The following is a 22,945-nucleotide window of genomic DNA, read 5'->3' as shown; positions in this document are numbered from 1 at the left end:
TGCTGAGTATCTCACCCAGCAGCTTTAAATTTACATTGTTTGAGGTGAAAATCGGGTGACATCAAAGGCAAGTAATTTAAAATAGTCGTAAGACATATAAAACTCCCCATCATCACCGACTGAAGTTCCCCAAGAGTTGCGTAGAGTTAATAATCCTTTATGTTTTTTTCCTTTGTCATCAACAGCTACCGCATTATCATCATAGCCTGTTATGATCATTTCATGGGCATCTTCTACATTGTCTACAGCTTTTAATATTTCAGGTGTTAAAACCCAGCTGTCTTTATAGAAATAGGTATTGTGTTTACCCACGGCACCAGCTGTACCCAAATCGGTGCGAGGGAGTAGAACAGCAAAAACCAATCTATCTTTTGACTGAAGCGCTTGTTTGACTTCTTCTAAAGTTTTCACTGGATTCTTTTGTTGGTATACATCAGACCAATTAGCTAGTTTTCCAAAAATAAACTCACTCATAGCCCGGAATTTCTCAGGTTCGATAAATGATCCTGGATTATGAGAGGAATGAGTTGGATATTCTTTGAAACCACCACATCCTTTAGATTTTTGATTTTGTCGATTAACAGCGCCATACTGTTCAATTTGATTGATGACATTAATTGCATAACTGCCATCCCAACCACTGAGGCCATAGCCATGCTTTTCAAGATAACTACCTAATTGGAGGTTACAAACTTGGCTGATGTAATCACCTTTACTGATAATAGCATCCAAAGCACCTGTTACAGCGAAAGTTACACAAGTCCCATGCATTCCTTGATCGAGTACAGGAACCTTGTTCATCCCAAGTTCTACTTTGTTTGGTAATTCTAAAGCTAAAGAATTTTTTAGGTTAGTTGAGAACTGTCGGGTATGTTCACTAGCGTCTTTTGCACGGCTTTTCAAGAGCGCTTTGGCTTCATCAGATAATTGAACTCGCAATAGCTGAATTACTTTTCCATGATTGCTACTACCAGACGCATCCCTTCTAGAAGATGTTGCCCTTGTTTGTTTTAAAGTAAATTTTTTTGAACCGATAATACTAATTTCTTCTGCAAAGGCACCGTTCATTAAAACGCATGCTACTAATGCAGTTGTAATACTTTTAAACCTCATAGAGTCCTCAATAGTCAGTATTTGGGTGAAAAATTATTAACCATTTTGCTTATCTATGTCAAAATAGATCGCTAGTTTTTGAAATAAATTTACTTAATCTGCTCTATAAAAATGAGAACTTTCTATAAATTCAGGTAGTTATAATGTTAAAGATGTTGTATTGGTCATTGTTGATAAGCCTTCCTACCGTTTGTATGTCTGCTGAAACCCCGAGAGTGCAAGGAGCTCATGAAGCAATCTTTAAAAGTAAGATTTCATCCATTCCAACCGATGTTCAACAACAGATGAAAAGATATACCTGGCACAAAGGATGCCCTGTATCACTTAATGATTTGCGCTATGTTAGCCTGACTCATTGGGGATTTGACAAGAAACCTCACCAGGGAGTGTTAATTGTCGATAAAGCGCTTGCAAAAGAAGTGACTCAGATTTTTAAATTGCCTTTACAGACATCATTTTCCAATTGAGCGTATAGAGCCTATGGATGCATTCAAAGGGGATGATCTTGCAGCAATGATGGCAAACTCAACGAGCGTCTTTAATTGCCGTGAGGTCACAAACCACCCTGGTATTTTCTCACAGCACAGTTATGGGCGAGCTATTGATATTAATCCAAAAATTAATCCTTACGTAGCAAGAAAGCTGATAATACCGCATTCTAGTGGGCAATTTATGTTAAAAAAGACCTCTTCTCCGGGAAAAATTAAAAAAAATAGTTACATTTATAAAGTCTTCTTGCGCTATGGTTGGGATTGGGGTGGGAATTGGTACGATGTGCAGGATTACCAACATTTTGAGAAAAGATCGCATAGTGAAAAGCGCAATCCCTACGGTTATCCTAAAGCAAAGATAACATCTTGAAATTAACTGACTCGGTTATATTTTATTGCTTCTTCCAAGTCCGAAGCTAATTTTTTTTTGTAAGATGCTATTATTAAATTAGATTTTCTTTTAAACCCAACTAGTTGTTGTACTTTGAACCTGAGAATTTAATGCAAAAAATACTATTTACAGCTATTTTTCTTGTTTTATCATTCTTTGCCAAAGGTATTTGGGCTTCCACTACTCTGCAAATTTACAATGGTTTTGATATCCATAATGCCACTATAGAGTTAGAAAATATTGAACAGGAATTATCAAAAAAAAATCTTAACTACGAACAACTTTATTCTACCGTAAAACTAATTAATGATTTGCAAGACCAAGCTAGCAATTGTGTTGATGACGGAAAAGAGCAATTAAAAAAGCTCAATGAATTACTTAATAATAATGAAATTGCGTCCACACTTTCTCACCAAAATGATGCACGCTACCATGAGTTAATTGCGGATAAACAACTGCATGTTAAAGCTATTGCTGACTGTGTTTTTTTTAATTATCAAGCTCAGGAGATATTAAATAAAATTAATGCCATGATGGGTAATACACCCATGTTTAATTTATTAAACCGTTCTCCACCAGTTTGGGAGGATTTTAATCCAAAATTATTTTTCCGAATTGCTTTCAGTCGAGATAAATTTACCCACATGAGTGGTTTTAATAAATTAAGTAGCGCTCAGAAAGCAACTACAGTCATGATTCTTTTTATCTGCTTTTTTATGGCTCTGATTGTTCAAAAAATAATTTCCACATTTAAAGGTAGTTTCCATAATAAATTAGTTAATAATTTACTAACATCCCTAACTAAGAGTGGCTTATTTTTTCTTTTGGTTCTAATAGGACCTATTATTTACCTGTATAGTTTATTAGGTAATGAAACTCCAAAACCGACTTTGCTCTTAGCGTCTAATGCGATTTTATATTATGCATTCACCCTTATCTTAATTCGATTTTTTGTAATTCTTTTTCGTCAGTATGCTAATGATTCTGATAAACGCTTGTTATCAGATATCTATTTACGGGGTATTGTGTTTGTAACCTTCTTGCTTTGGGGAAGACTCGCTACAATTGCGCTGCAAGATCAATGGATCCCGCCAGCCTTATTAAGATTTCGATTTGTTGTATTTTGTACTCTACTCATCCTGTCGTTTGGCTGGTTTAGTTGGCTAATCTTTCGACTTCCTTTTTTTAAAGAAAAAATGTCGCCTTCGTCGTTAAGAAATATTAAATTTTCTTTGGCAGGGATTTACTTTTTTACGATAGTTACAGCTTGGATAGGTTATAGCAATTTTGCAATTTATTTTATCCCCAACGTGGTGACTACTCTGGTTATTTTATTCATTGTGTGGAAAGTCAGTTATTATTTTGGATATTTATTTGCATTACTCAATAATCCGGGGCAGCCGGCATCGGAAAAAATCCATCGCTGGTTAGGCATTAAATCCACACAAACCTTAACGGAATTGTTAGTGATAAGGATTATATTGAATACTGGATTTATAGTATTTTCACTGTTTCTTTTGATGAAGGTATGGGGGATTTCTCAGTACCATATGGATTATTTGAAAACATGGTATTTTCAAGGCGGCTATGTCTATGGTATTTATTTGTGGCCAGTGAGATTTGTCAGGGCAGCCATCGCTTTTTGTCTTCTGCTTATGGTAGGAAGAGCACTTTCAACCTTTGTCGCACGTCATAGTGCATTTAAACGAGAAAAATATCGTCAGGATAATATTGCTACATTAATTAATTACTCAGCCTTTAGTATTGCCGCTATTATTGCTTTGTTAATTGCCGGTATTAATTTTACCAGTCTTGCAGTTATAGCTGGTGCTTTATCAATTGGTATTGGTTTTGGATTGCAATATCTTGCTAGCGACTTTGTCAGTGGCATTATTTTATTAATTCATAAACCAGTAGCCCCTGGAGATAGAGTGATTATTGATGGTACCGAGGGCTATATTAAAAAAATTCGATTACTATCGACTCAAATAACTACCCTCACAAATGCAGATGTCATTATTCCCAATTCTCATCTAATCAATAAATCAGTGACCAACTATACCTATCGTGAAAATAAGATTTGTCGTGTAAACAGTCAGGTTATTTTAGACAGTAATGGGGATCTGGGGCTCGCCGAGAAGGTTTTGTTGGGTGTTGTTAAAGATCATCCCTCTGTCGTTCAGGAAATGCCCTATACACCAACCGTCTCTTATGAACTAGTCCCTTCAAAAGATAATTTACATGTGACAATGGAGCTGTGGTATTACATTAAAAATATTGATTTGAAACAGGATGTTTCCAGTGAGGTGAATTTCAATATTGTTAAAGCGCTCAAAGAGCATAATCTTTGCCCTGGACATTATACTGAATGAGGTAATATTCCCGGGCTAGGGGAGGTCATAGCCCGGGATGATGAATTACTGCTTAAACAGAGGACCTATTCTACAGTTCGCACTGACTGTGGAATTAAATGGCTCATAACTACCATAATTCGGGCCATAAAAGCCTAAATATCCTGGGATTGTTTTCGAAACCCAATCTGGTTTGGTATTAATCAGTAATTTGTCCTTGTCTAAAACGCTAATATTGCTAAAGACCCCGTGTTCAATGATAATTTTTGTTAAATCAATACCTGTTTCATTGAAGTTCAAAACGATAGGGGTACTGTCAGCATAAACATCGTAGCCTAACCAGTAGCTATTCGAACCTTGTTTGCGTAATGATTGGCAGGTAGTGACTGGGTTATCCTGCTTTTCAATTTTAATGAAAGAGTTTGTAATTTCACTTTGAACAGGAACATAAATTTTATTCTCAGTCGATGACTTAACGGGTTCAATGCTTTGATTGTCAGAACCTAAAACACCTATCTTGGCTGAATACTGGTTACCTGAATTAACCACCTGCGCTAAGGCAAAAGCCCAATTTTCGGCTTTTGCTGTTTCCTCAGTTAATACAAGTGGATTTTGAGGAAGTAGATAATCTTGTCCAACACTATCAATCAGACGCAGTTGTAACTTATCTCCCGCATTTAAAGTATTTGTGGAAGTGACTGTTCCTACAATTTTCCAAGTTGCAGTTACTGCTGGCATGTGAGTGAATTGGATGCTTGTACGACTAGCGGCATCGCCTTGCTTGACTTCAAGATTCACCGTAACAGTTTGTTGAGCACTCACATTACTGATTGTTAAACGGGCTTTAGAGTTTTGACTATCTGTTAACTGATAAGCGGTTAAGTCTTGAGCATTAAGAGACCATGAGTAGCTTAAATTCGCTCCTTCAGATTCTGTTCCATCTAGCTCTACCTCTGCAGCTCCACTTACTTGACTAGGTAATGGTTTAATAACAGCCTTGATGGCAGGGATAGGATTTTCATCTGAGAATACGACGTCAATGCATGAATGGAATCGTTCATAGGTGTGACTATTTCGTCCCCACTCCCCATAGATTACAGCTCTGTTATTACGCGCTGGAACTGTACAGGTCGTTATAAAACGATTGTTTGTTTTATCAGGAGTGACATTGGGATTGGCGTTTGGAGTTTGATCGTTGTAGTTGAGTTTACAAAACGGACTTGGTTCAAAATCATTCCAACTTAACTCTTTATTCGGGTCATATTGAAAATCGGGTTTTGTAATCCAGTAAACAAACTCTTCTGTATCACCAAAATGATTTCCCCACGAAATATTCCATATGAATTTTTGTGAACCTGAGCTTAATAAGTTAGTCGGCCAGTCAATTGCTTTGTCCCACGGTGTTTTACCACCACCCCATGACTCAGAGCCAAATCCACAAACATGAGCAGGTAATTGATCCAAAGGTTTATTTGAACGGCCAATCGTGTGGGTTAATACTGCCATGAAATTATAAACACTGTTGTCCATGGTACCGTCACCCTTCGTCATGATCGGTCGACATTTTTCGTGAGTCATTTTTTCTTTAAAAATTTCGTCAGGCTTGCTTTCAACACCGCAAAATTGTTCTCGAGAGGCGGGACTTTCGATGACCCCATGAGAGAACGTTGCTACAGAAAACAAGAATAAAACTAGCCAGGAAAAGAAATTAATAAGGTATCCAGAGTGATTCATTCTATTGTTAAATCCTTTTAATGTATTAAGGGGGATTTCAGGTTATAAAGTAAATTATTATTATTTTCAATAAATTAGATGATTTATGAACGATATAGCGATTCGAGAAGCAGAGATGTCAAAAAGGAGTGATATTTACCACTCCTTTGCACTGTAATTAAAAACTTAGATGTTATATTGATAAGTAACATCTGTTTGTTTAGGTTTAGTATCAGTGTACGAAAAGACACCAATTTGAGTTGCAACTTTTGCACTACCTGGCAAAACTGTTTCTACTGGTTTTTCGGCGAGTGACTTATTGTCCTCAAGCAGCGTTTTACCATTGCCATCGATAATCGTTACACTTAACGATTCATTATTTTTACATAATTTTGGTTCCAATGGAGTAAATTGTCCAGACATATCACAAGATAGGACATATTCTTCTAGCTGCATGTTTGAGTTTGAATTACCAACCACCCCTATACGGCAGGTCAACAACTCTCTAACTGCTGCCAGTGTCTGTAATTCACCCTTGGAAAGGGCATTAGTAAAATCAACCGTTTGAGTTTTAACAATTGAGGAATGAAATAATTCAGCAACTTCATGCATGATATCTGGTTGATTCACATCGTAACTGACAACACAAACTTTATTCCGAGCTAAAGGCAAAGGGGATCCTTTTTTTAATGATGAAATCGCCAGCTTCAACGCTTCAATTTGCTCTTCTGATTTTCCTACAGTATTCTCTCCATCAGTAAATAATAAAACATTATTGTGTTGATTGGATTTTGCGAGATAAGATAGGAGTTTCAGAGTAGTGTCATAAAGGCATGTTAGTCCGGTTGCCCGGAGTTTATTAACATCATCACACAGCTGGTCGATATCTTTTTTGCGGTATACGCCTACATTTTTAGTCGTATCATTGAATTGACTGAGATTAATGACGGCATCGGGTTGAAATTCAAACAAGGCTTTAGCGAATTGGATAACGCTACGCTTTAATGTTTTCAGTCGGGTACCTTCCATGCTATCAGTTGTACCCATACTATCACTTGTATCTAAATTAAAATGATAAACAGGTGGAGTAAGTGAGGAAGGTACGAAAAAAAAGGGTGTTACTTCAACTGTATCATCGCTCACCTTTTTTTCTGCATAAAAAATCTTTTTACTTTCAAATGACTCTGAGTGAGCAAATAAGTAAGGTTTTTTACTGTCAATTAAAATAAGCTCTTCTTTATGGTCCTTTAAGTACTCTTTGATATTGAATATTATTTTTTCATCTTGAATGCTTATATATTTGTAAGTGAGAGAACTAAATAGTGGGGCATAAACAGGCGATGGAAATTTGATTTCAAAATATTCTTGCTCTTTATCGAGAGTCTCTTCCAATCCTATCGTTTCTAGAACACCAAGTATCGCTAAACAGGATTTTTTGTGTGTTTCAGCTGTTGCATTATCAGAAGAGGTAGCCACAGCAATATCTTCAGCAATTAAATTCGCAAGGGTTACTCGTTTAAAGGGAGGCTTTTTTGTATCTTTTTGCAGGAGCTTTTGCAAGGCTGAACCTAGGATCTCGCCATCTTTTACAGTCTCTGGATTAAAAATGACACGCTCATTATTGCAAACCATTTCGGTACCTTCCAAATTAATACCCATCGCCTGCAATAACTCAATCATATTCTTTGTACGCAAAACATCATTAACAAGATGCATTTTAAAACTCTCCTTTTATTAAAATAAATACAAATTTGGCGGGAATAATACACAGAAACAAACAGGTAAAATAGACAATTTGTTATAAAAATTTTTAATATGAGGCGTAGAAGTACAAAATGATTGTTAAGCCGCAAGGAACTAAGCCGTTTTAAATATTTTCAATAAAATCAATGCATTAGGAAATAAGTGATAAAGTTCAGTGTCTACTTAAAAAAACATAAGCCATATTGTAAATAACGCCGTCGACCTTGGTCGGATGAGTACCACCAACAATATTGATTTTATATTTAACAGCTAGAGACGACATGAGCTCTAAAAAAGGTTCGGTATATTCAGTGAGTTGTAAGATAGACTCTTCAGGGGTTAAATTGACATTCTGAATCTAAAGCAATTGCATGGTAAACAATTCAGGGAAAAGAACGAAATCTGCATAATAATCAGCAACAACATCAATAAAATATTCCGTTGGGTAAATTCCTCAAAAGACTCTACCCGACGCTGCATATATTGCACAACACTTAACCGAATTTTATCAACCATCTGTTCAGGTGCTTTTGAGCCCACTTGTTCTGTTACCATAGCAATAGGGGTATACCAAACTAAATGGGCGGCATAGCCCAGCGATTGCCTATCAAAAGGGATATAATTCGGCAGTATACCTATCAATTGGAAATCATTACTAATTGAAAGGATAAGACGGGATCTCTGACTTCTTTATTGATAACCGCGCTAACATAATCATTCACATTAGGAAATTTTTTGTGTTGCTTATGATAACGAGGGATGCCACCACCAAAAACAATGCCTTTTAAGCCTTCAACTTGACATAACTTCTTGCGAGCAGTATATAGTCTGTTGCCAATACGTAATCCGCGGTATTCGGGATGAACACAAACTTACATGCCGTAGAGGAAATCACCATTAGGGTCATGACGCGAAGCATAACCTCCCTCGGTTATTTCGTTCCAAGTATGAGGTTGTAGTGCAATATCTCCGCTAATTTTAAATGTTGCACAATAACCCACAATTTGTTCCTCGTATTCGACAACAAATTGACCTTTGGGAAAGTGATGAATTTGTCCACGTAGTGCATCAGGCGTATAAGTATCCATATCGTGGTCAGAATAGGCCCGAGCAACTAACTCGCGAATACTTGAATATCGCTAATTTTGGCATTACGGACAACGACAATTGGCCGTTTGGTTACATGCTCTGTCATTAGTTACTGTACATCCTGAAGATAGCTATGTAAGAAAATCCTCTATGTAAATTATATACAATAATTGAGCTAAAATTTTACAAAAAGGTTGAATAATTTTCTTTGAGGATTTATAATGTGCAATTACTAATTGTCTATCAGTCATTGCTTGAGAGAGCTAAAACCATAGCCGCAACTAATTGAAGAAGAATAATTTCGTGCATCACCTTGTTTATTTTGTTATTATACTGCGCCAATTTTTTGCATTAATTTAATACATTGCATTTTACATTTTTTTGGATTTTTCTATGACTCAAGAATCATTAAACTTTACTGACCTCAATTTATCCGATGCGCTATTAAAAGCGCTTGAGGACTTGAAGTTTAAAACACCATCACCAGTTCAAGCACAGACGATTCCTTTGATTTTGCAAGGAAGAGATTTGATTGCTCAAGCCCAGACAGGAACAGGTAAAACTGCAGCTTTTGCTTTACCTATTCTACAACGTTTGTCTGTTAAATCGCAGGCTACTCAAGCGTTGATTTTGGCACCGACACGCGAGTTAGCCATTCAGGTTGCCGAGCAATTTGAATTATTAAGCACTCATCTTCACCACGTCACTGTTGCTGTTCTTTGCGGTGGACAGGATTATCGACGCCAATTAAAGCAATTACGCGACGGTGCTCAAGTTGTGGTTGGAACCCCCGGACGTATATTGGATCATATCGATCGCGGCACCTTGCAACTCGGCAATTTAACGACTTTCGTACTTGATGAAGCCGATGAGATGTTGCGTATGGGCTTTATCGAAGATGTCGAAACAATTCTTGCTAAATTACCTCTTGAGAAGCAAATTGCTTTATTTTCAGCAACAATGCCAGCACCGATTCGCAAAATAGCCAATAGTTATTTAAATAATCCGGCTTCTGTGGAAATTCGTGCAGAAACGGCTACGGTAAAAGCAATTGAACAACGGTTTCTTTTTGCATCAATGGCGCAAAAGCCTGATGCATTATTAAGAGTTTTGGCTGTTGAAGATTACCAGGGGGTTATTGTTTTTGTTCGTACCAAGAGCAGTACGGAGGACGTGGCTCAACAGTTACAACAGCAAGGTCATCGCGCGATGGCAATTCATGGGGATATAACCCAGGCTTTACGAGAAAAGATCATTGCACAATTTAGACAGGGTAGCATCGATATCTTGGTAGCTACTGATGTTGCTGCTCGTGGATTAGACGTGGAACGTGTTACTCATGTGATCAATTATGATGTCCCTTATGACTGTGAAACCTACGTTCATCGTATTGGACGGACGGGACGTGCGGGGCGTAGTGGGGTAACCGTTTTATTTGTAACTCCCAAAGAAGGTCGCATACTCAATACCATCGAGCGTCATACACGCCAGCGTATTGAGAAAATTATTGTTCCGAATGATTACATGATTCAAACCGCCAAGCGAGAGCGCTTTATGGCAAGTATCGCCGCGCGTTTGGAGCATGAAAATTTACCCTCTTATAAGCATATTATTGAGGAATTTCTTAAAACTAATCAAACGTCTGCAGTGGATGTTGCCGCGGCTTTGGCACTTCTCCTTAACCAGGATAAGCCTTGGAAATCTGAATTGCCCAAACCTGTTCAGGCAGCAAAAGAGCCTCGTCATTATGAAAGAGACAGAGACAGAGACTTCAAATCCAATCGTGCTGGAAACAAACCGGAAAGGCGAAAAAAGCAATTTCGTGATGATTATCCACAAGAGCTATTTCGTTTGGATGTAGGTCGTGTGCATGGGGTGAAGCCAGGTAATATCGTTGGTGCTATTGCCAATGAGGCTGGATTAGAAAGCCGTTATATCACGGGTCTGAAAATTCATGAAGACCATTCTACTGTACGCTTGCCACAAGGTATGACGAAAAAAGCCTTTCAAGACTTAAATAGCGCCTGGGTTTGTGGACGTCAACTCAAACTCACTTCATTAGGGAATGCCTAATTTAGGGTTTAGCCATACTTAAAGTTACTGCGGCAATCGCTGCAGTAACTACAACACCTCCAAATAAGACATATGGATTTTTAAAAAGAGAGTTCTCTTCCAGTATGAGTTGACTCAATTCTTGTTCTATTTTCGCTAGAAGCTGTGCTAAGGGATTATCTGTAGCTACCGTTTTGACTAATTGAGGAATCACTTCTTGCTTTAATTTATCAGCATAAGTCTGGATTAATTTTAATTGCGTCTCGGTACAGTGAAAAAAGGAGTAGTTAGTTTCTATTATAGCCTCCGCAACTGCTGCACTAAATTTAAGCGCATTGTCACGGTGCCATTCACCAAGTCCCAAAGATAGACAGCGATAACGGTCTTGATTACTATCCCTTTGTTGAAAATTAATTTGCGCTTTGAGCAAACGCTCTGGATTTTTTAAAATTTCAGCTAAGTTTTTATAGAAAGTAATAAAAAATTTTCGTTCGAATGGCGTCATAAAATTCCTTTTAAATGAAAGTTCAAGCCACAGAAAATTGCATAAATGTTAATCTTTATTGCCTACTGCCCTTACAGGGAGCTCCTTGTAGAAAAAATTGATCATTTACTCGTTTCTCTATATAATCTGACATTTTTCCATGGAAAATCAACTGATTAGGTGGCAGATGAAAACCTTATTTACCCTTGTTATCCTTCTTTTTTCAGGATTGGTTGCTGCGAAATCTGTAAATAATATAGTTGTATTTGGTGATAGTTTATCGGATAACGGTAATCTCTACGAATACATGAAACAAAAGATACCTCAATCTCCCCCCTATTATAAAGGACGGTTTACTAATGGCCCTGTTTGGGTTGAGCACTTGGCATCTTCTTATTTTCCCAATCCTGCGGGTCATTTCTTTGACTATGCATTTGGTGGCGCAGGTATTTCTGAAGATGCTGAAGATGACGTATTATTTACTCTGAAAAAAGAAATAGATACGTATTTTCTTGCCCATCAAGACAAGGCTGATGAAAATAGTTTATTTGTTATCTGGATAGGCGCAAATAATTACCTCGGTATTCCCGATGAGATGGACAAAACCGTAGCTGAAGTGAATCGAGGTATTACTAATGGGCTGCAGCGCTTGGCAAATGCAGGTGCCAAACACTTTTTAATTGTGAATCTGCCTGATTTAGGGAAAACGCCGATTGCTCATGCTTTTGAGTCGGAAGATAAATTATCCTACCTGGCTAATCGGCATAATGAACAATTACTGGCAAGCATTAATAATCTCAAACAGAGTTATCCGGATGCCCAATGGTTACTTTTCGATGTTAATCAAACCCTCAATGACTTAGTGGTTTACCCTGAGAAATATGGGTTTAACAATATTACGGACACCTGCTACGAAGCAATGGTAGATAAACCCTCTCACCGTGCTGTTCTTCACATGGCTGCTCAAATTAAACCAAAAAATGAAGCAGATGTATGCGAGGGATTCCTGTTTTTTGATCCTGTGCATCCAACAGCACCTGCTCATAAAATTATGGCTGAACATGCCAAAGCATTTCTCGATGCTGAAAATGTAGAGTTTTCTGAGTAACTATCAAAATTAGCTAGCCTGTAATCCAGACTAGTTCATACCATACCTGCATAGAGACTGGATGCCTCGGACAAGCCGAGGCACGTCATTATTGGGGAGCACTATTAGTTTGAGCATTATTAGTAATGCATTCCATTTGTATATCTTCAAATTTCTCTCATAATGGGCAGGGAAATTGCTTAAATTACCAAACCTCAAACAATGAGATAAGAGCTATGCAACTACTCCTTGGCTTTTGTTTGTTGTTTTTTCTAAATTTTGCCGAGGTGAAGGCGGCAAGTTTAGACATCCTTGTTAACCAGCAAAAAATTGCTTTACCTTACTTGCTTTATAAAGGAAAAAAACAACGTGGAGCGGTTGTAATCATCAATGGTGACGAAAGCGATGAAGGTTCAGAACTGGTGGATAATTTAAGTAAAGAGTTGGTTAAGCATGGATGGTCAGTGGCATTGCTTAATACTAGCTTGCAAATTAATACAGTACCTTGGATTGAGCAATTACCAGAAGCACTCTCTTCTTTGCGCAAGAAAGATAATAAACGAATGATCGTAGTCCATTATGGTTCTCAATTGGAAAGCTCGGTCAGCTACTTTACTAAACTCCAATCCAAGCGAGTCAATGGTATGATTTTCATTTCTGCATTTGATTATCCCGAAAACAAAAATATCGTGGATTTAATTAAAAAAATACCTTTTCCTTTGTTTGACATAACAGGACAATTTGATTACATACCTGTTTTGGAGCAAGCGTCCATTAGACAAGCCACAATAAGGAATGGTAAATATCGTTATCGACAATTGCCAGGTGCATGCCATGACTATGCCTATAATAAAAAAATCTTGGTGGCCAATATGAATGGCTGGATGAAAAAGTTAAAAACTATAAGTCCGGTACAACCGCCAATTATTCTCTCTAGACCTACTCAAAATTCACTGCATTGAAACATCTGAGCATCATGATGATGCTCTGGCGAAAATTTATTGGGGTTAGGCTTGAAGCTTCAGTCTAAGCTCAAATACATCGGCGTTAATGCGGACTCGCCCTGTGGTAAAGGGCAATTGCTGACCACCAATAATTATTGAATTACCAATTGTCGTTTTAGAGAAAACATGACCATAGAGTAACTCCAGGGTTGTAAGTTTGGATAGTTGATAATCGCTCGCTAAGCCTAAGAAATATTGAGTGTCGGAAGGAAAGTTAAGCGTACGCAAATGATCTCGCTCCGGACCATCGTCAATAAGGCCTATCAATGTCAATCCCAAGTTTTCATTGTATTGCTGGCGAACAAATCCAGAGTATGCCCAGGACGCGCTATATTTCATAGTAAATGTAAAATTAGGACCTGCAGGAGGTGGAGCTGCGGTATTTCTAATGCGAGCATATTGGTTTGCATTCCACTCAGAACGAAAAGTCTGGAAACCTGCCAGCCATTTTTGATTAAAGAGATGAGTATATGTAAGGATGGTTGTAGCTGGCATACTAAAGTTAAAGCTTAGATTGGTATTAACGTTGCCATTAAAAATACTTTCTCCTCGAGTCTTTTGCTTAATGGATGAATAATATGTCGCGCCAAAAAAGTTACTGGGGTTGGCTATAAAATAAACGCCAGCATTATAACCAACACCAAATCCCGAAGTACGATTAATGAACATTGCATAACTTGTAGGACCAGTAGGCAAGGCCCAGTTAGTTTCATTGTCTTTCAGGAAATTAAAATTTAAGCCGGCACCAAAATTAAGCCTGGGAACAATGTTATAAGAAAATCGAGGGCTGACATCGACATCAGTCATTAAAGTTTCGGTCACTGCATAACGTGTGAAAGAATTAAGACCATATATTAAATTTGAGTGGAAAGGTTGAGTAACATCAACACCCCATACAAACTTTTCATCAACACGCGATGCAATACGTCCATAAGGCAAAAAACTAAAACGTCTTGAAGAACTGACACCGCTATCATACTGAAAGCTGTTTAAATTTAAAACACTTCCTGAGAATCGAACATCGCCATAAAATCCAGTGCCACCTATGATTAACTGATTTTTTTTTATTTTAAACAGTTCGGCAGGATTGCTGTAGCTTATACCTGCAAAATATTGTAAGACATTCGCGTAACTGCCAATGCTTGATAAACTTAAAATTACAGCCAATGGATAGCGCATAATTATTCTACTTAAGAGGGGATGCAGATCTCAGTGATTTGCATCCCGTTATCCTCAACATTACTGTGGTTGTGCAACAGGGTTCGACGAAGGCCCAGTACTTGTTGGTGTCGGTTGGGGAGTGGTCGTGGTCGTGGCAGTGCGCGGTATCGCAATCATTTGCATGATTCCCAAATCACCGGAAACTTTGCGACCAACGACTAAATTAATGGTAAGTGGTTGTGTTAACTTTTCTTTATTATTCTGATAAACCACTTGTAAAGGGATTGTAACTTTCCATTGATTTTCTTTAACTTCTGTAATTTGCCCTGGGCCACTAATCATGCTATTTACCATAAGTTGCTGGGATTTTATCGCATTAAGGTTGCCTGACTTTTGCAATGCGTCATTAAAGCCTTGCCAACCTAAATCGGTATAGCATGCTTTAAGGGCTGCGAGCTGTGTATCCATTGTTGTATAGTCGAAATCAAATGATTGGGCAGTGGCTTTTTCTGCCCATTTCATTACCATTGCTTGATCAATATTGGTCGTTGATGCAGGAATATGATAATTACAATCCAGAGAACCTTGAGATTGAGTGGCGGTTGGCTGAGTCACAGTTGTAGTTGTTGTTGTCGGTGTTTGTGTGCTCGCTGGCTCTTGTTTAACACCAGTTGTTGTGGTCTGTCCCGTTGTGCTTTGAGTTTGAGTCGTCGTAGTACCTTGGGAGGTAGACGTATTTGTTGATGGTGTTTGTACCTGAGTAGGTGTTGGAGGCGTGTTTTGTGGGGTAGGTAGGCCTTGAGGACCAGGAATCTCGGGGCCTTGTGGATTAGGTACTGGAGTGCCGGGTGGCACAGATGTTTGTGAAGCCAGCATCTGTTCGTGTTGGAGCATAACTCGCTGAGTGGCTGCAGCACCTAGTTGTGCATTCGCTTGAATTGCGGCCGCAACATTATCACGAATTTGATCAGTACTTTCCGCGTAACCTGATGTGCATAAGATACTCATTAATCCTGCATACAGCATGGATTTGTTCATTGAAACACTCCTTGCATTAATAGTAATCCAGTAGTTCTGCCACCAAACTTGCAGCGAGACGTGTAGTTTTTTGCTCGTTGTCCAGTGGAGGTGAAAGTTCCGCTATATCAAAACTTACAACTTTGCCAGTTTGTAAGATGTATTTCAACAGGGGAAGTGCTTGCCAAGGGGTGAGACCCATGGGCTGGGGTGCACTAACGCCTGGTGCAAAACACTCGGCAAATACATCAAGGCATATTGTTAAATAAATCGCATCGTGGCTTAGTAAAAAAGAATCAAGAAATGCCAATTGCCAAGCGATGCTTTCTGTATGCATCTGTTCAGCTGTAAGATAAGAAACATTGAGTTCATCTGCGGCTATAAAAAGACTCTTGGTATTGCCCAATGCCTGAATACCAAGGCAGCAGTAGCTAAAAGGCAATTGATTTTGAATGCAATATTGGGAAATCTGACGAAAAGGGGTTCCAGATGTCCCATAATTTTCTTTGATTAGTGGCCGCAAATCAAAATGAGCATCAAAATTTATGATACCTAGTTTGGGGTATTTGGAAGTCAATCCGTAAAAATGTCCCCAAGCTATTTCATGGCCACCCCCGAAAACCATGGTTTTAAAATTTTTCTTTTGAAGATAATCAACAAGCTTTGCAAGCTGTTGCTGAGCTACCTCTAATTGATCACCATTACAAATGATATTACCCACATCAAATAGATGTTTTAGAGTATGACAAGGAAGCTTGGCAAATTGTTCGCGCAGTTTTAATGGCCCTTCTTTTGCTCCAATGCGTCCTTCATTACGTCTTATTCCTGCGTCACTACAGAATCCAAGAATAGCAATATCTTGCTGCGCTGGACTTAATGTTTGAGAACGTAAATCAATAAAATTGATTCGTTGAAAAAAACGCTCGCCGGGCAAACTGTCTTTTCGTCCTTGCCAAAGTGAAGCATCTGGTGCGTCATAATCCAAAAGGTCAGATATCATGAATCTTCCCATAGAGAAACATATACTCTAAAAGCGAGAGGCTTTTAATTAATTAGATGATTCTATATAAAAAAAATACAAAAAAACAGAGGATTATCAGGGCTCTAGGCATAAAAAAACTTTTGACTTCTATGTCCCGCGTTTTATCTAGGAATCTGGCGATATTGCTCTGTTCTAGATCCCGCGAACAAGTCATGGTCGAAAAAAATAGGATTAGATTGATTCATTAAATTAGTAACCGGTTTAAGAGTAAGTGACTTTGACCCAGCAAAAAACAATCCGTATCATTTGTAAATTAATCTGCAGTATCTCGTTGGGGAAAATTTGTGGCTATTAGCGATGTTGTATCTCAACTTCAAATTCTTAAAGCAACTCTGGATGATTATCCCACTATTCAAAATATGGCGCGATTTTACGTCTATGATATGTCACGATACTGTGGCTTTATGAATGACGAATGGGCTTGTCCATCGGATGGGCTTTATGAAAGCTATGATTTTAAAATTTATTTTGAGGATGCTAAAAGACAGGCGTTTTTAATTAAAGTTGGAGACGAATTAGCCGGTTTTGCTCTCCTCAATAAAGAAGGGACACAGCTACATACGGATTGGAATATGGGAGAGTTTTTTATCCTTGCCAAATTTCAGCGAGCAGGAATTGGTAGTCATGTGGCTCAAGAATTATGGAAAACATATCCGGGAGTTTGGGAAATATCGGTTATTCCTGAAAATACTTCTGCATTAGCATTTTGGCGTAGGGTAGTCTCAACATTTACAGCGGGCCATTATACAGAAGCGTTGAAAACCGTAGATTACGATAGGCATCAATCGAAGCGTTATATTCTAAGTTTCGATACTCATCGCCGTTTTTCTGGCGAAAGGAAAAATAGAGATATAAAAATTACCTTTGTTGACAGTTTAAGCAAAGAACTTGAACAACGTATGACCGAGGGGTTTATAGCCTATGAAACAAGTCATGGTATCGATGTTAATTACAAGCGCTTCTCTGTCATACTGTCCAATGGCGATACTGTCTGCGGTGTAATCAATGCCTTTACTGCATTTTCCGAGATCTATGTTGATGATATATGGGTCGACAGTGCTTATCGAGGCAAAGGGTATGGACGTCAATTATTACAAGCTCTTGAAGATCAATTTAAAGGGCAAGGATTTAATAATATTAACCTGGTAACTAGCGCTTTTCAGGCTCCTGATTTTTATAAGAAATGCGGATATACAGCGGAGTTTACTCGAATAAACAAGATAAACCCGCAGTTATCAAAAACATTTTTCGTGAAGTTTTTTGAGGATAAGCAACAAACCCAAGGCATACTTTTCACTCAGCATAAAAAGGATTAATTTAACTTTTAGATGAGAGAGCCACTCAATAAATTATCGCGTAGCTAGCTTGTGAATAACTTGAGGTAGAAAAAGTTAATCAAACGAGCAGTTATTTATCTAAATTATGCCAATTCAATAGAATGTCTGCTATTATCGGCGCACAAAAATAATCAGATCTCTAAATAATTGCATTAATGGATAATTACAAAGCTGGCTTGCTATTAGGAGAGTTAATGTGTTTGTAGTCACTGGTGGTGGCAGTGGAATCGGACGAGCATTGGCTCGAACCTTGGCTATCAAAGGGAAAAAAGTTTTAATCATTGGACGACGTGAGAAAGCACTGGCTGAAACTGCTTCCTTTTCTCCCCTAATTTCTTCTCTTTGTGCGGATGTGGCAACCCGAAAAGGTCGAGATGACATTGCAACAGCCCTTCAAACCAATATTTCCATCGAAGGATTGATCCATAATGCCGCAACTATTGAGCCCATTGCACCAATAGCAAATATTGATGAATCAACCTGGCAACAAGCTATAGCAACTAATCTAAATGCCCCTTTATTTTTAACCCAATTGTTGTTGCCTAAATTAAAGCATGGTCGTGTTTTGCACATAGGCTCAGCCGTTGCTTATTTCCCTGTCATGGGGTGGGCTGCGTATTGCGTTACGAAAGCCGGCCTGTCAATGCTCACCCGCTGCTGGCAATTGGAATCTCGCCAAGTAGCATTTGCTTCGGTGATGCCTGGAATTATTGATACGGATATGCAAGCATTAATTCGTCATGCGCGATTTATGGACGAAGAAAAACGCAATTTTTTCCAAAAACTAAAAGATGAAAAGCGGTTGTTAACTACTGACACCGTCGCTCTATTTTTAAGCTGGTTGCTCAATCTCAGTAAAGAAGAGTTTGTGTCCAGGGAATGGGATATTTATGACAAAAATCATCACCCATCTTGGCTTGTTGCACCCCATAAAGTTCCCGAATGGGAGGAGTAATGACACATTGTGAACGTTTGCTGTTAAATGCAACGACAATTAATACTGCGGGAGAGCAATGTCAGCATCAGGCTATAGCTATTGCCGATGGTCAAATCGTCTGGTGTGGTGATATGGACAAGCTGCCTCATGATTATAGACAGCATGCAATAGCGATTCATGAATGCGATGAGCAATTAATTACACCGGGTCTCATTGATTGCCACACCCATTTAGTCTATGCAGGTAACCGTGCGGATGAATTTAAGCAACGTCTCCTGGGAAAAACGTATGCAGAGATAGCGAAAGCAGGTGGTGGTATTCTATCGACTGTAAAATTAACTCGCGCAGCATCGGAAGAAGACCTAGTAGAACAATCGTTACCAAGAATTCTAGCCATGCGGGCTGAGGGCGTTACTACTGTTGAAATTAAATCAGGTTATGGTCTTGATTTAAAAAATGAAATGAAAATGCTTAGCGTTGCAAGGCAGTTAGGCACAATGAGTGGCGTGCGAGTAAAAACAACATTTTTAGGCGCTCATGCGGTGCCGCCCGAATTTCAAAATAATGCACAAGCTTACGTTGATTTTTTATGTTCAGAGGTATTACCCACCGTAGCTGATACAGGCTTGGCGGATGCGGTTGATGTCTTTTGTGAATCCATTGGTTTTACTCTGAGACATACAGAGCAACTTTTTATGAAAGCACAAGAATTGGGATTACCCATAAAATGTCATGCTGAACAATTATCAAATCTTGGTGCCACGCAATTAGCAGCAAATTTTGGTGCTCTCTCTTGTGATCACTTAGAATATTTGGATAATTCAGGGGCTGCTGCAATGGCCAAAAGTGGTACAGTGGCCGTTTTGTTGCCCGGTGCATATTATTTTCTGCGGGAGAAAATCAAACCTCCTATGGAAATTTTACGCAAGATGAAAGTAGGTATGGCGATAGCCACGGATTCAAACCCTGGTTCATCACCAACGACGTCATTAACATTAATGCTCAATATGGCATGCCAGTTATTTGGTCTCACTGTGTCTGAAGCTTTGGCCGGAGTAACGTATTATGCGGCAAAGGCACTAGGGCTGGAGAAAGAAATAGGTTCAATTGCCGTAGGATTAAAAGCGGATTTGGTGCGTTGGTCAATGAATGATAGTTCAGCTCTTTGTTACCATTTTGGTTATCCATTAGAGCATAACACCATGATAGCGGGGAATTGGTTAAGCAACTAATTTAAGGAGCGGAATCATGCAAAAATTAATAAGTGGATTGGTATTACTCACTGCTTTCGCAATAAACACTGTTTGGGCAGAATCGCCAACAACAGTAACTCTAAAAAAAGAAAGTGCTACATTTGATCTGGATCTTAAGTATCCACAAGGTTTTGCTAATAAAAATATCGATAATATTGTAAAGACCTTTATTGATGAAACTCAACGTGCTGATTTTAACCCGGACTCTGATGCAGCAAGCGATGCGCCAGGAAAAAATAGTTTGCATATTGATTACAAACTTCAATTCCAAAACAAAAATGCGGTCAGTTTGTTATTCAACATTTCTGTTTATAACCGAGGAGCGGCTCATCCAAACAATACGGTAAGAACATTCAATTTTATCGATGGTAAAGAAGTGTTGTTAGCTGATCTGTTTATGCCAGAAAGTAACTACTTAGCTGCAATCTCTAAAATTAGTCAGGCTGCAATTATTGAGAAAAAAATTTCCGATGACAACGATTGGATAACAAAGGGGACAGAACCTACCAAAGAAAATTATCGCAATTGGTATTTCACGAATGATGGATTGGCAATTGTATTTGATACTTACCAAGTTGCAGCTTATGTCTATGGTCCACAAACGGTGACAATTCCAAAATCAAAACTTGCTAATTGGTTACGCCCTGAAGTAGCCAAAACGTTATGGGGTAATCAATGAGTAAAACTATTCCGTTTATTACAGCGGATAAAAAAGTTGCAGAATTAACAGTTCGTGTTGTAGTTCTAGCCATTATTCTTACTGTGTTATTGGCATTATCCAATGCTTATTTGGCATTAAAATTAGGTATTTTAACTTCTGCATCAATTCCTGCAGCCATTATTTCTATGGGGATTCTGCGATTCTTTAAAGATGCTACCATTCTTGAAAATAATGCGGTACAAACCGCGGCTTCTGCGGGTGAAGCCGTTGCTGGAGGAATTGTCTATACCATTCCGGCTTTAATTATCATCCAATACTGGGATGGCTTTGATTATCTAACCAATTTTTTCATCGCAGCAACGGGTGGAATTTTGGGAGTATTATTTTCTATTCCTTTGCGTCGAGTCTTGGTGAATGAGCCTGCCTTAAAATTCCCTGAAGGACGTGCAATTGCTGAAGTGCTAAAGTCTTCTGCAGAAAAAGCAGGAATACGCGATATTTTCTTAGGTGGTGCAGTAGGTGGGCTTCTTGAGCTTTTACAAACTGGATTTAAAGTTGTTGCAAACAGTTGGAGTTATTGGTTTGTTGCCAATCGCTCTTTATTTGGATTTGGGGCGGGGTTTTCAGCAACGATGATAGGTGCTGGTTATTTAGTAGGGCATGAGATGGCTATAAGCATATTTTTAGGTGCCATCATTTCCTGGTTAATCGCTATGCCCATTGTTAGTCAATTTTACCCTCAATTCATTGAACAATATCCTGCGGATCAAGCTGCTGGATTTTTATGGAATAGTGAAATGCGGTATTTGGGTATAGGTGCTATGCTTTTTGCCGGAACCTGGACTTTTTTAAAATTAATAAAACCTCTAATAAAAAGTATGCAAGTTTCGTTTCGTGCTTTTATGGCAAAAAGTCATTTGGATGCTCAATTGCCGCGCACTGATAAAGATATACCTATGCCATTTATCGTCATTGGCGTGTTAATCATGGCGGCAATACTATTTTTGTTCTTTCAATTTATTTTTCCATTAGAAGAAGTCGGACTCGATGGTAATTTTGCCCCAAGTTTAGTTTTTGGAGCTGTTCTATATATCTTGATTATTGGATTTTTGTTTTCAGTGATAACAGGTTATTTTTCAGGAATGGTGGGTGTTACTGCAAGTCCTGGGAGTTCTGTCGTTATTGCAGGGATGTTATTTGCAGCCTGGATATTATTAACAGCGATGAACCATTTCTTCCCTTTACCTCTGACAAACAATCAAATTAGAGCGGCTGAGGCGATTACTATAATAATTGGATCAGTAGTGACAGGAATTGCTGCAATTGCAAATGATAATACGCAGGATTTAAAAGTCGGCCAATTGGTTGGTGCAACGCCCTGGAAGCAACAAGTGATGTTACTCGTTGGGGTTGTTATCTCTTCGTTGGTGATTCCACCGGTTATGCAGCTTTTATTTGACGTGTATGGAATAGCGGGAGTTATGCCGCATGAAGGAATGGATCCCAGCCAATCCTTACCGGCACCTACGGCAGCATTAATGGCTGCAATTACAGAAGCCGTCTTCCGTAATACCTTGCCTTGGACCATGATGTTTATTGGAGCAGGGATTATATTAGCGATTATTGTTTTTAATCGTGTATTTAAATTAACGCGTGTTGTACGGTTATCTATTTTGGGCGTTGCGATAGGAATGTATTTGCCTCTGGCTTCTTCGTTTCCTTTATTTCTAGGAGGCATGATAGCTATGGTTGTGCAATGGCGCCTTAATAAACGCTCTTTAGAAGCGGATGAACAGCGCCAACGCAAGCAAAAAGGAGTTTTAATTGCGTGCGGTCTTGTTGCGGGTTCTGCATTAGTCGATGTGATATTAGCCATTCCATTTTCTATATTTCATACACCAGATGCCTTAACTCTCGTTGGTCGGGATTGGCATACCTATGGTATTGTCTTAGGTGTTTTATCCACACTGATCCTGGCAGGTTGGATTGGTCATCGCGTTTGTGGTAAGGTCTAAAATA

At 38.7% G+C, this 22,945-nt stretch carries 19 protein-coding genes; 11 read left to right on the top strand and 8 right to left on the bottom strand.

Annotation, left to right across the window (positions count from 1 at the left end; genetic code table 11):
• Nucleotides 1-30: 30 nt before the first annotated feature.
• On the bottom strand, nucleotides 31-1,113 hold the full coding sequence (locus LHA_RS11015) for a C1 family peptidase (protein WP_045106588.1): 1,083 nt from the start codon (nucleotides 1,111-1,113) through the stop codon (nucleotides 31-33).
• A gap of 143 nt (nucleotides 1,114-1,256) precedes the next feature.
• Between LHA_RS11015 and LHA_RS16160 the strand changes: the two genes are divergently transcribed.
• The 3 genes from LHA_RS16160 (at nucleotide 1,257) to LHA_RS16150 (ending at nucleotide 4,367) form a co-directional block, all read left to right on the top strand.
• Complete coding sequence (locus tag LHA_RS16160; RefSeq protein ID WP_052673697.1) at nucleotides 1,257-1,580, top strand: hypothetical protein; 324 nt, start codon at nucleotides 1,257-1,259, stop codon at nucleotides 1,578-1,580.
• Between the two features lie 13 nt (nucleotides 1,581-1,593).
• On the top strand, nucleotides 1,594-1,974 hold the full coding sequence (locus LHA_RS16155; protein WP_052673696.1) for a M15 family metallopeptidase: 381 nt from the start codon (nucleotides 1,594-1,596) through the stop codon (nucleotides 1,972-1,974).
• A 131-nt stretch (nucleotides 1,975-2,105) separates the two neighbouring features.
• The gene (locus tag LHA_RS16150) at nucleotides 2,106-4,367 is read left to right on the top strand and encodes a mechanosensitive ion channel family protein (protein WP_052673695.1); all 2,262 of its coding nucleotides are present in this window, start codon (nucleotides 2,106-2,108) and stop codon (nucleotides 4,365-4,367) included.
• Between the two features lie 45 nt (nucleotides 4,368-4,412).
• Here the strand turns inward: LHA_RS16150 and LHA_RS16145 are convergent, their stop codons facing one another.
• The 3 genes from LHA_RS16145 to LHA_RS16135 all read right to left on the bottom strand — a co-directional run bounded on the left by LHA_RS16145 (nucleotide 4,413) and on the right by LHA_RS16135 (nucleotide 8,890).
• Nucleotides 4,413-6,080: a lytic polysaccharide monooxygenase gene (locus LHA_RS16145; RefSeq protein ID WP_052673694.1), complete on the bottom strand. Its 1,668-nt coding sequence runs from the start codon at nucleotides 6,078-6,080 to the stop codon at nucleotides 4,413-4,415.
• 165 nt (nucleotides 6,081-6,245) lie between these two features.
• Complete coding sequence (locus tag LHA_RS10995) at nucleotides 6,246-7,775, bottom strand: VWA domain-containing protein (RefSeq protein ID WP_045106587.1); 1,530 nt, start codon at nucleotides 7,773-7,775, stop codon at nucleotides 6,246-6,248.
• Between the two features lie 899 nt (nucleotides 7,776-8,674).
• On the bottom strand, nucleotides 8,675-8,890 hold the full coding sequence (locus LHA_RS16135; protein ID WP_052673692.1) for a hypothetical protein: 216 nt from the start codon (nucleotides 8,888-8,890) through the stop codon (nucleotides 8,675-8,677).
• 394 nt (nucleotides 8,891-9,284) lie between these two features.
• Here LHA_RS16135 and LHA_RS10985 point away from each other — a divergent pair, with 394 nt between their 5' ends.
• Nucleotides 9,285-10,964 (top strand): DEAD/DEAH box helicase, encoded by a 1,680-nt coding sequence (locus tag LHA_RS10985; RefSeq protein ID WP_045106586.1) that lies wholly within the window; start codon nucleotides 9,285-9,287, stop codon nucleotides 10,962-10,964.
• Nucleotide 10,965: 1 nt separating this feature from the next.
• Here the strand turns inward: LHA_RS10985 and LHA_RS10980 are convergent, their stop codons facing one another.
• On the bottom strand, nucleotides 10,966-11,448 hold the full coding sequence (locus LHA_RS10980) for a hypothetical protein (RefSeq protein ID WP_045106585.1): 483 nt from the start codon (nucleotides 11,446-11,448) through the stop codon (nucleotides 10,966-10,968).
• Between the two features lie 166 nt (nucleotides 11,449-11,614).
• Between LHA_RS10980 and plaA the strand changes: the two genes are divergently transcribed.
• Together plaA and LHA_RS10970 are read left to right on the top strand one after the other, a co-directional pair.
• Nucleotides 11,615-12,535, top strand: coding sequence for a GDSL family lysophospholipase PlaA (gene plaA, locus LHA_RS10975; protein WP_045106584.1), 921 nt, complete (start codon nucleotides 11,615-11,617; stop codon nucleotides 12,533-12,535).
• A 215-nt stretch (nucleotides 12,536-12,750) separates the two neighbouring features.
• The gene (locus LHA_RS10970) at nucleotides 12,751-13,476 is read left to right on the top strand and encodes a type 1 periplasmic-binding domain-containing protein (RefSeq protein ID WP_052673691.1); all 726 of its coding nucleotides are present in this window, start codon (nucleotides 12,751-12,753) and stop codon (nucleotides 13,474-13,476) included.
• A 45-nt stretch (nucleotides 13,477-13,521) separates the two neighbouring features.
• On the opposite strand, the gene LHA_RS10965 is transcribed toward LHA_RS10970, so the two are convergent.
• From LHA_RS10965 to hutG, 3 genes are read right to left on the bottom strand one after another with little or no spacing between them, the layout of a single operon-like run.
• Nucleotides 13,522-14,697 (bottom strand): OmpP1/FadL family transporter, encoded by a 1,176-nt coding sequence (locus tag LHA_RS10965; protein WP_045106583.1) that lies wholly within the window; start codon nucleotides 14,695-14,697, stop codon nucleotides 13,522-13,524.
• 60 nt (nucleotides 14,698-14,757) lie between these two features.
• Entirely contained in the window at nucleotides 14,758-15,717 is a 960-nt protein-coding gene (locus LHA_RS16975; protein ID WP_052673690.1) for a DotI/IcmL family type IV secretion protein, read from the bottom strand.
• Nucleotides 15,718-15,733: 16 nt separating this feature from the next.
• A complete protein-coding gene (hutG, locus tag LHA_RS10955) occupies nucleotides 15,734-16,696 on the bottom strand; it encodes a formimidoylglutamase (RefSeq protein ID WP_045106582.1) in 963 nt (320 codons plus the stop codon).
• 326 nt (nucleotides 16,697-17,022) lie between these two features.
• Here hutG and LHA_RS10950 point away from each other — a divergent pair, with 326 nt between their 5' ends.
• The 5 genes from LHA_RS10950 to LHA_RS10930 all read left to right on the top strand — a co-directional run bounded on the left by LHA_RS10950 (nucleotide 17,023) and on the right by LHA_RS10930 (nucleotide 22,941).
• Nucleotides 17,023-18,054: a GNAT family N-acetyltransferase gene (locus LHA_RS10950; protein ID WP_045106581.1), complete on the top strand. Its 1,032-nt coding sequence runs from the start codon at nucleotides 17,023-17,025 to the stop codon at nucleotides 18,052-18,054.
• 217 nt (nucleotides 18,055-18,271) lie between these two features.
• Nucleotides 18,272-19,030: an SDR family NAD(P)-dependent oxidoreductase gene (locus tag LHA_RS10945; RefSeq protein ID WP_045106580.1), complete on the top strand. Its 759-nt coding sequence runs from the start codon at nucleotides 18,272-18,274 to the stop codon at nucleotides 19,028-19,030.
• Entirely contained in the window at nucleotides 19,030-20,244 is a 1,215-nt protein-coding gene (gene hutI, locus LHA_RS10940; protein WP_045106579.1) for an imidazolonepropionase, read from the top strand. The genes LHA_RS10945 and hutI overlap by 1 nt, the downstream gene beginning before the upstream one ends.
• Before the next feature lie 16 nt (nucleotides 20,245-20,260).
• Complete coding sequence (locus LHA_RS10935) at nucleotides 20,261-20,944, top strand: DUF3298 and DUF4163 domain-containing protein (RefSeq protein ID WP_045106578.1); 684 nt, start codon at nucleotides 20,261-20,263, stop codon at nucleotides 20,942-20,944.
• Entirely contained in the window at nucleotides 20,941-22,941 is a 2,001-nt protein-coding gene (locus LHA_RS10930; RefSeq protein WP_045106577.1) for an OPT family oligopeptide transporter, read from the top strand. Before LHA_RS10935 ends, LHA_RS10930 begins: the two co-directional genes overlap by 4 nt.
• The last annotated feature ends 4 nt before the right edge of the window (nucleotides 22,942-22,945 follow it).

The sequence above is a fragment of the Legionella hackeliae genome (assembly GCF_000953655.1).
In the GTDB taxonomy this organism is placed as follows: Bacteria; Pseudomonadota; Gammaproteobacteria; order Legionellales; family Legionellaceae; genus Tatlockia; species Tatlockia hackeliae.
The sequence above is the reverse complement of the archived record's forward strand: the minus strand, read 5'-3'. Positions and strand labels throughout refer to the sequence as shown.

Coding starts and splice junctions, on each gene's coding strand:
- LHA_RS16135 (WP_052673692.1), bottom strand. CDS start 8,890: ATGGATACTTATACGCCTGATGCACTACGTGGACAAATTCATCACTTT.
- LHA_RS16155 (WP_052673696.1), top strand. CDS start 1,594: ATGGATGCATTCAAAGGGGATGATCTTGCAGCAATGATGGCAAACTCA.
- hutG (WP_045106582.1), bottom strand. CDS start 16,696: ATGATATCTGACCTTTTGGATTATGACGCACCAGATGCTTCACTTTGG.
- LHA_RS10930 (WP_045106577.1), top strand. CDS start 20,941: ATGAGTAAAACTATTCCGTTTATTACAGCGGATAAAAAAGTTGCAGAA.
- LHA_RS10995 (WP_045106587.1), bottom strand. CDS start 7,775: ATGCATCTTGTTAATGATGTTTTGCGTACAAAGAATATGATTGAGTTA.
- LHA_RS16145 (WP_052673694.1), bottom strand. CDS start 6,080: ATGAATCACTCTGGATACCTTATTAATTTCTTTTCCTGGCTAGTTTTA.
- LHA_RS16160 (WP_052673697.1), top strand. CDS start 1,257: ATGTTAAAGATGTTGTATTGGTCATTGTTGATAAGCCTTCCTACCGTT.
- LHA_RS11015 (WP_045106588.1), bottom strand. CDS start 1,113: ATGAGGTTTAAAAGTATTACAACTGCATTAGTAGCATGCGTTTTAATG.
- LHA_RS10965 (WP_045106583.1), bottom strand. CDS start 14,697: ATGCGCTATCCATTGGCTGTAATTTTAAGTTTATCAAGCATTGGCAGT.
- LHA_RS10980 (WP_045106585.1), bottom strand. CDS start 11,448: ATGACGCCATTCGAACGAAAATTTTTTATTACTTTCTATAAAAACTTA.
- LHA_RS10970 (WP_052673691.1), top strand. CDS start 12,751: ATGCAACTACTCCTTGGCTTTTGTTTGTTGTTTTTTCTAAATTTTGCC.
- LHA_RS16150 (WP_052673695.1), top strand. CDS start 2,106: ATGCAAAAAATACTATTTACAGCTATTTTTCTTGTTTTATCATTCTTT.
- LHA_RS10985 (WP_045106586.1), top strand. CDS start 9,285: ATGACTCAAGAATCATTAAACTTTACTGACCTCAATTTATCCGATGCG.
- LHA_RS10935 (WP_045106578.1), top strand. CDS start 20,261: ATGCAAAAATTAATAAGTGGATTGGTATTACTCACTGCTTTCGCAATA.
- plaA (WP_045106584.1), top strand. CDS start 11,615: ATGAAAACCTTATTTACCCTTGTTATCCTTCTTTTTTCAGGATTGGTT.
- hutI (WP_045106579.1), top strand. CDS start 19,030: ATGACACATTGTGAACGTTTGCTGTTAAATGCAACGACAATTAATACT.
- LHA_RS16975 (WP_052673690.1), bottom strand. CDS start 15,717: ATGAACAAATCCATGCTGTATGCAGGATTAATGAGTATCTTATGCACA.